4 protein-coding genes are annotated in these 7,520 nt (G+C 63.9%); all 4 read right to left on the reverse strand.

Annotated features, from left to right (window positions below):
• Positions 1-10: 10 nt before the first annotated feature.
• A complete protein-coding gene (locus I8J29_RS30195; RefSeq protein WP_208851023.1) occupies positions 11-1,726 on the reverse strand; it encodes a response regulator in 1,716 nt (571 codons plus the stop codon).
• 79 nt (positions 1,727-1,805) lie between these two features.
• Entirely contained in the window at positions 1,806-4,034 is a 2,229-nt protein-coding gene (locus I8J29_RS30200; protein WP_208851024.1) for an ABC transporter ATP-binding protein, read from the reverse strand.
• 34 nt (positions 4,035-4,068) lie between these two features.
• Positions 4,069-4,632: a DUF1854 domain-containing protein gene (locus I8J29_RS30205; protein WP_208851025.1), complete on the reverse strand. Its 564-nt coding sequence runs from the start codon at positions 4,630-4,632 to the stop codon at positions 4,069-4,071.
• Complete coding sequence (locus I8J29_RS30210) at positions 4,629-6,899, reverse strand: ABC transporter transmembrane domain-containing protein (protein WP_208851026.1); 2,271 nt, start codon at positions 6,897-6,899, stop codon at positions 4,629-4,631. Before I8J29_RS30210 ends, I8J29_RS30205 begins: the two co-directional genes overlap by 4 nt.
• Positions 6,900-7,520 lie beyond the last annotated feature (621 nt).

Raw genomic sequence — 7,520 nt, forward strand, 5'->3', positions numbered from 1 at the left:
CCCCCGCTTCTTAAGCGCCGTAGTTGCGAAATTGGGCGGGGGTCATCCCTTCCCATTCCTTGAAGGTTTTCACGAAGTGCCGGAAATCCTTGTAGCCGACGAGGTCCGCGATTTCGTACACTTTCAGCGGCGTCTGCTCGAGCAGCTCCTTGGCCTTCGACATCCGCATCCGGATGAGATACTTGCTGAGCGGCTCCCCGACTTCCGCGTGGAACATCCGGCTGAAGTACGAGGGATTCAAGTAGATGGCTTCGGCCACGTCGCCGAGGCTGATGCCCCGGTGGAAGTTGTCGTGGATGTAGCGCAGCGCCTTGTCGATGGCGCGCTTCGTCGACGGAGCGGCGGCCGCTTCCCCGGCGCGATGCGGAAGAAACGCCGCCAGTACCGTCGCCTTCCAATCCTGCAGCGGGCAGCGGTACAGCTGCAGCTTGAGCAGGCGCAGGGCCTCGTCGGACTTGCAGTGCTCCCGCCATTTCGAGAGCAGCAGGTCGATGAACAGGTTCAGCTCGCTGCGGACGCTCATGGCGGGGCTATGCTTCGCCGACTCGCGGAGCCGCTCCAGCTGTTCGTCGAGCAGGGCCGCGAGACGGCAGCCGTCCGAGAGCTGCAGGGCGTGAATCATCCGGTTGGACAAGGACGTATCGAGCAGCTCCGTCCGGTTCGCGGCTTGAACGGGCTCGTCGCGCGGCGCTTCCGGCTCCTTGGGCGCGGCCGGCTGCGCCTCGCCTTTGCGGCAATCGGAGCCGCCGCCGTTCGCGCCGCAGCGGCCGGCGGGCGCGAGCCCGCCGTCGGCCCCCGCAAAGACGCGGTCGCCGCCGTGCACGAAATAGCCCATGTTGTTTGTAAGCGCTTCCCTAAAGGCGGAAGAAAGCTGTCTGCGGTCGACCGTCCCGCTGGCGCCGATGCTGATGCGGATCCCCAGCACCTGCTGCGCCCGCAGCGCGGCCCGTTCGGCGCTCCGCCGCACGGCGGCGCATTCGCCGGGCGCGTCCGCCGCGCCGGGATCGGCCAAGACCGCCGCGTCCGCGTACGCATGCTCCTGCAGCGGACAAGCGAGGGCGCGTCCGCCTTCTTCGGCGAGCGTCTCCTCCATGAGCTTCCCCAGGGCATAGCGCATGAGCGCGCAGCCCTGCTCGCTCAGCCCGCGCTCGCCCCAATCGTGGACGACCGCGGACAGGACGACGAGCCGGTCGGGATTCAAATCGATGTCGAGCGCCCGCCAGATCGGCTGCAGCTCATGCTCGGCCATCGGCCGGGACAAGCACAGCTCCAGATGTTTCTGCCTCGCCAGCGGGACGCTCTCCCGGGCCAGCTCCGTCAGCTTCGTGAGCCGCGAGGACAGCTTTCGCTTTTGCAGGATTTCGGCGGTGCAGCGGTCGATGATGCGGAGCAGCACGTCTTCTTCGATCGGCTTCAGCATATAGTCGAACGCGCCCAGCTGGACGGCCCGCTGCGCATAGGCGAAGTCGCTGAAGCCGCTGATCAGGATCACCTTCGCGTCGATGCCCTGCCGCTTCGCCTCCTCCATGAGCGCCATCCCGTCCATGCCGGGCATCCGGATATCCGACAGGATGATATCGGGCGCTTCCGAAGCGGCCAGCTCCAGCGCCTGCTTCCCGTTCTCGGCTTCGCCGATCAGGCGGATGCCGTGCGCCGGCCAATCCACGGTCTGCTTCAGCCCTTCCCGGATCCAGAGCTCGTCGTCGACAATCATCAGTTTCAGCATAGCCATCGCTCCTTCGCGCTTCCGCTTGTCGTTATCGTCCGCTTTACGCCGCCGTCCCCGCGTAAACCGCAACGGCCGGTTAAGCCGTGATTTCCACGGGCTCGCCGTTCCCCTGCTCCTGCTTCTTCATCATGTTGCGCTGGGCGTGGATGAGGCCGTGATAGATTCCTTGCTTCTCGAGCAGCTCCGCGTGCGTGCCGACCTCGGCAACTTCGCCCTTCTCCAGCACGAGCAGGCGGTCGGCGTGGCGGAGGGTGGACAGCCGGTGCGCGATCGCGATCGTCGTCCGGTTCTTGGTCACCCGCCGCAGCGCTTCCTGAATCGCCGTCTCCGTATCGATATCGAGGGAGGCGGTCGCTTCGTCCAGGATCAGGATGCGGGGATTATGGAGCACCGCCCGCGCGATGGCCAGCCGCTGCCGCTCGCCGCCGGACAGGTTGTTGCCGTTCTCGTCGAGCATCGTGTCGTACCCGTCCGGGAAGTTGATGATGAATCCGTGCGCGTTCGCGACCTTCGCCGCCTGAATGATCTCCTCGTACGTCGCGTCCGGCTTGGAATAGCGGATGTTGTCCATGATCGTGCCGGTGAAGAGGAACGTCTCCTGCAGCACGACGCCGATCTGCGATCGCAGCTCCTCCTGCTTGATCGAACGGATATCGACGCCGTCGATCAGCACCGCGCCGTCCGTCACGTCGTAGAACCGGGAGACGAGGTTGATCAGCGTCGACTTGCCGGAGCCCGAGTGGCCGACGAGGCCGATCATCTCGCCCTGCTTCACCTCGAAGCTGATCCCCTTCAGCACGGGCTCGTAGGTCTTGTAGCCGAAGACGACGTCGCGGAAGGCGATATGCCCCTGGATCGCGTGCTTGCCGCTGTGCTCCGTATCCTGCACCTCCGGCTGCTCGTCGATGACCGAGAAGACGCGGTCGACCGCGATGGCCGCGTTCGCGACCCACCGCGGCAGGAACATCATCCAGGCGATCGGCCCGAAGATCATCGAGGCGTACGCGCTGAACTGAATCAGCTCGCCGATGTCCATCTGCTTGTCGAGAATCATCCCGCAGCCGATCAGCAGCACGAAGTATTGCCCCAGCTCGATGAGATAGTTCGTGATCGGCGAGAGGATGCTGAACAGCTTCTCGCTCTTCACCGACGCCGCCGCGAATTCGCCGTTATAGTCGCGGAACCGCTTGATCTCGCGCTCTTCCTTCCCGAACGCCTTCACGACGCGAATGCCGCTCAGCACGTCGTGCAGGAACGAATTCGCCTTGTCGTACACCCGCCATTGCAGCGAGAAGAGCCGCCACAGCACCTTCTTCCAGATGTACCGGTGAAGGAGCGCGACGAGCGGCGCGGGAATCAGCACGACGACCGCCAGCCGCCAATCGGCGTGGAACAGCAGATAGCTCGCGCAGACCAGCATGATGAATTGGAAGATCGCCGTCGTGAACAGCTCTTGGATGAGATGCCGGATCCGGTCGGTATCGGACGTGATCCGGTTCATCACGTCGCCGGCCCGCTGCGAGGACAGGAAGCCGAGCGAGAGCTGCTGCGTCTTGTCGAAGACCATCTTGCGCAAATCCGCCGCGATGCCCGAGCTGACGCCGGCCATGATCCGGCTCTTCGAGATGGCCAGCAGCTCGCCGAAGACGAGCACGGCCAGCATGCCCGCGATCCCGAGGACGAACATCCCCTTGTCCGCGCTCTCGCCCGGCGGCGGCTGCAGGGCGGCGTTGACGAGCAGCTTCTGGAAATGCGGACCGGCCAGCGCGATCCCCGACGACGCGAACAAGACGGCGAGGCCGAGCGTCAGCATCTTCCAGTGCCCGCCCGATACCGCGAGCAGCCGCTTGAGCGCGGCCGCTTTGTTCGTGCAGGTCGGGCAGACGCGCGTGCCGGCGATGAGCGGTCCGCCGCACTTGGCGCAGACCGCCTCCTCCTCGTTGTTGTAAATCCGGATCGGCCGCTTGGCCGACAGGTCGTTCAGGATTTGCGCGATGAAGCCGTACCGCGCCGCATGCTGCATCGTGACGCGGACGAGAATCCGCTTGGCCCCGTCGATCTCGGCCTCGAGCACCGCGCTGCCGATCAGCGGCACGATCTTATAGGCGGTTCCGTCCGCGATCGGGCGGCGCTCCAACGCGCGCCCGTTCTCGACGTACGCCCAGCTCTCGTCCCCGATGGCCAGGAAGCCCGGCATCCGTCGGCCGGACAGCGATAAGTCGGCGGGCACGCAGTACCGGACGTCTCCGACGGCTTCTTGCGCCGCGGCCAGATCCGCTCCGGCCAGCTTGAAATTGAGATTCATGCGGAAGCTACTCCCCTTTGTCCAGCCGCTTGGCTTACATGCTCGTTTCGACCATCCGGTATTCCTTGTCGCTCAGGCGGGCGAGGTCCGGGATGACGAACCGGTTGCCGTCCACGTCGGTGACGAGCAGACGGCCCGGGCCGATCAGCTTCGTGTGGCCGCCCCCGCCGCGCACCGTGAACCGGCACAAGCCCGCCGTCGTCTCCGCCTCCCAGTAGGCGTAGCCGAACTCTTCCTTCACGGCGACCACCCGCGTGATCTCGGGCGCGAAATACCGGATTTGAATCTGCTCCTCCAGCAGCCGGGCGGTCTCCGCCGGAAAATCGTCCAGATCGCGGATCATGCCGATCTCCTTGTTCTCGATGGTCCGGATCGACAGATAGATCCGCCGGTTCGTGTGCGGAAAGGAACAGTGGACGTACACCGCCGGATGCGCCTCGCCGTCCGCGAGGACGGAGAGCATCCGGCCCTCGGTCTTCTCGAACGACGCGTTGTCGTCCGTCAGGTACTTGATATTCGCGGCGTCCGACAGTTCGGCGGACGCCTCCGTCTTCGCGGCTTCCGCTTCCCGGCCGGAAGCGCCGGCATTGGCCGTCATGCAGAGATCACCTCGTTCATTTTTAGCGCCTCGTCATGCTTCTTCACGAGGTCGAAGTACGCGCCCTTGCGCGCCATGAGCTCTTCGTGGGTTCCGCTCTCCGCCACTTTCCCGTTGTCCATGACGAGGAGGTAGTCCGCGTTGCGGAGCGTCGACAGCCGGTGCGCGATGGCGATCGTCGTCCGGCCTTTGACGAGCGCGTCCAGCGCCGCCTGAATGTGCAGCTCCGTCTCGGTATCGAGCGAAGCGGTCGCCTCGTCGAGGATGAGGATGCGCGGATTGTGCAGCACCGCCCGCGCGATGGACAGCCGCTGCTTCTCGCCGCCGGACAGGTTGTGCCCGCCGGTGCCGACGATCGTGTCGTACCCGTCCGGCAGCTTCATGATGAAGTCGTGCGCGTGCGCGACGCTGGCCGCGTAGATGATATCTTCGAGGCTGCAGTCCGGGTCGGCGTAGGCGATGTTCTCCGCGATGCTGCCCGAGAACACGTACACGTCCTGCGAGACGATGCCGATGTTGCCGCGCAGCGACGCCGCGGACAGCTCCTTGACGTTGATGCCGTCGATGCGCACCTCGCCCTCGGAGACGTCGTACAGGCGCGAGATCAGATTGACGAGCGTCGACTTGCCGGCCCCCGAGTGGCCGACGACGCCGATCATCTGGCCCGGCTTCGCGCGCATCGAGACCTGCTTCAGGATGGCCTTGTTCGGCTCGTATCCGAAGACGACGTTCGCGACCTCGATCTCGCCGCGCATGCGCTCCAGGTGCACGGCGTCCGGCTTCTCGGACACCTCGGGCACCGCGTCCTGGATCTCGAAGATGCGCTGCGCGGCGGACATGCAGTACGACCACCAGCTGACGATGTTGTTCATGAACTGAATCGGCCCATACAGCATGTGCATGTAGCTGACGAAGGTCAGCACCTTGCCGAAGGAGATCGTCCCGCCCATGACCATCCAGCCGCCGAACGCCCAGATCAGAATGCCGCCGGTCTGCGTCAAGATGTTCAGCACCGGGAACACGGTGCCGCCGAACTTGTTGAACGATTGATCCGCGTGGGAATACGCTTGGTTGGCCGTATGGAACCGTTCGATCTCCTTCTGCTCCTTGCCGAACGCCTTGACGACCCGCGTGCCGCGGATGGTGTCGCTGATGATGGCGTTCATCCGGCTGATCGTCCGGTGCCTGCGCCACGACAGCCGCCACAGCCGCGGAAACGACTTGCGGACGAGCACGACGACGACCGGCAGCAGGATGTAGCAGAGCAGCGTCAGCTTCCAGTCCAGCGCGAGGAGGACGACGGTGATGCCGATGATGTTCATCGCGTTGACGATGAAGTAGGACATGCCGTCGACGAAGAAGTACTGCAGCTCCGTCGCGTCGTTGTTCACGCGGGTCATCAGCTGGCCGGTCTGCTTGCGCTGGAAGAAGCTGAGCGACAGCCGCTGCATCGCCGAGAACACGCTCGCCTTCAGGTCGAAGGCGATGTTCGCCGACATCTTCGCGTTGATGACGCCGTACAGCACGCCGAACAGGAGCGCCAGCGTCCGGAACCCGATGATGAGCGCGACGATCAGGCCGATGCGGTGCGCGAAAGGGCCTTCCCCGCCCAGCCCCTGGTCGATCAGCACGGTGCCCTGCAGGTACGGGATGACGAGGCTGGTGCCCGAGTTGAGCAGCATGAACAGAATGATCAGAACGATGGAGCTCCGGTAGTGCCCCGCGAAGGAGAGCAGCCGGGCGAAGATCGCGTGCTTCTTCATGCATTTCGGGCAAACCTGCCGGCCTTCCTCCGGGTAAATCATGCCGCACTTCGGGCATGCCGCCTGCCCGTGCTCCTCGTGCAGCTGCAGCTCGTCGAGCGGCTCGCCCTTCTTCAGCTTCTCGAAGGCGGAGGCGAAGCGCGACGCCCGGCCCATCTCGCCGTTCGTGAAGGCCGCGACGACGCGCTCCTCTTCCGCCCGGACGACGATCATGCCGGAGGCGACGAGATTGACGACGGCGAGCGATTCGATCCGGTCCAGGCCGATCTCCTCCAGCGACCACCCGGCGCCGCCGCCCGGACGGGAGTCGTCGTGCCGGCCCGGCTTGCCGGCCGCATAGCCCTTGTACGTTTTTTCCGTCGCCGGTTCTTCCAAGCTCGCCGCGATCAGAAGCCGATCGCCGGTCAGGATCAGATGCGTGTCCAGAAACCTGCCGTCCGTCGTCCGGTCGCAAACCATCGCGTAGACGATATCGTCACGGCCGACGCCGCGCCGGTTCAGCATGGCGTTCAATTCAGAGGTCAGAATAGCGATCAGCTCTTTCGGAAATAAGATTTGAAAGCGATTACACTACTGAAAAACGGAATACGTTGCCGCTGTCGTTCGCCGTGGCCGGTCCATGCTTCTCCGCCGCGGCAAGCGCCTGATCCTGCCATCGCCCCCATTAATATTCATTATATTCAATATATACAAAATACCGCATCACCACCACGAATTTTTTAAAGAATGGTTAAAATCACGGGAATTCGATTGCGGGAGGGAATGACCGCCTCTTGTCCGCGCCGCTTCGCGCCCTTCCCTTCATCTTACCGAAGCGGGAGACGGGGCGACATGAGGCTCGTTTTGGTTTTGGTGGGGTATTTTTACTTTTCCAGCTGTTCCCAATCGGGGCGGACCGTGCCGAGGGGGCGCTTTCGGATGCTTCGCGCGTGCGTTGCGGAGGGTTTCCATTGCCGCCCGGACAAAAAAAGGGACCCGCTGCAACGGGCAGCGGGTCCCAGGTTGTAGAGAAACCCACGTTTTTTTAAACGTCGGGTTTCTTTTTCAATACTTGAGGGCTTCGGAGGGGCGGGTTATCCCTCCGAAGCCCTCCTTTCTAGGTGAAGGGCGATCTTCTTCATGTTC

The organism is Paenibacillus artemisiicola (assembly GCF_017652985.1).
Lineage (GTDB): Bacteria > Bacillota > Bacilli > Paenibacillales > Paenibacillaceae > Paenibacillus_Z > Paenibacillus_Z artemisiicola.

Excerpts from the sequence above, each read along its gene's own strand:
- I8J29_RS30210 (WP_208851026.1), bottom strand. The coding sequence starts at position 6,899 with ATGCTGAACCGGCGCGGCGTCGGCCGTGACGATATCGTCTACGCGATG.
- I8J29_RS30195 (WP_208851023.1), bottom strand. The coding sequence starts at position 1,726 with ATGCTGAAACTGATGATTGTCGACGACGAGCTCTGGATCCGGGAAGGG.
- I8J29_RS30205 (WP_208851025.1), bottom strand. The coding sequence starts at position 4,632 with ATGACGGCCAATGCCGGCGCTTCCGGCCGGGAAGCGGAAGCCGCGAAG.
- I8J29_RS30200 (WP_208851024.1), bottom strand. The coding sequence starts at position 4,034 with ATGAATCTCAATTTCAAGCTGGCCGGAGCGGATCTGGCCGCGGCGCAA.